Source organism: Moorena sp. SIO3E8 (assembly GCF_010692445.1).
Lineage (GTDB): Bacteria > Cyanobacteriota > Cyanobacteriia > Cyanobacteriales > Coleofasciculaceae > Moorena > Moorena bouillonii.
The window spans coordinates 1-1,243 of the sequence record NZ_JAAHHM010000369.1; the positions used below are offsets into that span (position 1 = coordinate 1).

Consider the following 1,243-nt stretch of genomic DNA (forward strand, 5'->3'; position numbering starts at 1 on the left):
TGGAGTGACCATGTTAAAATAGTGTAATAGAGCCAGGGAGCGGTGAGAACCATGGGTAGAGGAAGACGGGACAAGATTGCACTGAGTACAGAGCAAAGGCAAAGACTCGAAGCAATTAGCCGGAATGGACACGCACCAGCCAAAAAAATCCTTCATGCACAAATCTTGTTGATGTCCGATGAAGGAGAGCTGGCAAGGAGAACATGGACAGATAACGAAATCGCTCAAGCTCTGAATCTGCATCGCAACACAGTGGGTCGAATCCGTCAGCGATTTCTAGAGAAAGGGGAAGCGCCAGCATTGGAAAGAAAAGCGAGAAGAAAGCCCCCGGTAGACCCAATCGTGGATGGAGAGACCGAAGCTCAAATTATTGCTCTGTGCTGCTCACAACCACCAGCAGGAAGAGGGAACTGGAGCATTCGCTTGTTAACCAATGAACTGAAAAAACGCAGAATTGTCACGCAAATCGGCAGAGAAACCGTGAGAAAAACACTCAAAAAAACCAATTGCGCCCTTGGAAAACCGAGAGATTCTGCATCCCTGAGCGGGACTTGCCCAGATTCGTCGCCGAGATGGAAGTGGTTCTAGACGAGTACACCCGTCCAGCCAATCCAGAGATGCCGTTAATTTGTATGGATGAAGCGAGTAAAGAACTGCATGGGCATCTATATGAACCCATTCCGATGCAGCCGGGGCTTGATGTGAAGGAAGACTATCACTACACCCGCGAAGGAGTCCAAGCCCTGTTTATGTTCTTTGACCCCAATCGAGGTTGGCGACGGGTGAGTTGTCGAGACCATCGCACCTGTGAAGACTGGGCCGATGAAATTAAGCATCTATTGGATGTTGACTATCCAGATGCCCCCAAAATTCGCTTACTCTCAGATAATCTCAACACCCACACCATCACCTCTTTGTACAAAACTTTTCCCGCCCCCGAAGCTCACCGTTTAGCACGGCGGTTAGAGATGATTCACACCCCACGTAATGGCAGTTGGCTCAATGTGGCGGAAACAGAGTTGTGTGTTCTGTCCAAACAATGTCTTGACCGTCGCCTGGCTACAGCCGAAGAACTTCATTTGGAGATAGAGGCTTGGCAGCAGGAGCGGAACAATGCCTGTGCCAAAGTAGTGTGGCAATTTACCACAGAAGATGCACGAGTCAAACTCAAACACCTTTACCCTGTTTTTGAGACTGATCAAGATTTTTCTGTATAATGCACTTTTTAAGAGTGGTCACTCCA

Annotated in this window: 1 protein-coding gene; it reads left to right on the top strand. The window is 48.5% G+C overall.

All coding sequences use genetic code 11. The features are described 5' to 3' along the window. Positions 1–51: 51 nt before the first annotated feature. Positions 52–1,217 (top strand): IS630 family transposase gene (locus tag F6K46_RS39860; protein ID WP_293069069.1). Its coding sequence is split into 2 segments (ribosomal slippage): positions 52–496 and positions 496–1,217, totalling 1,167 coding nucleotides; the frame shifts between segments, so codons are not numbered across the junction. Positions 1,218–1,243 lie beyond the last annotated feature (26 nt).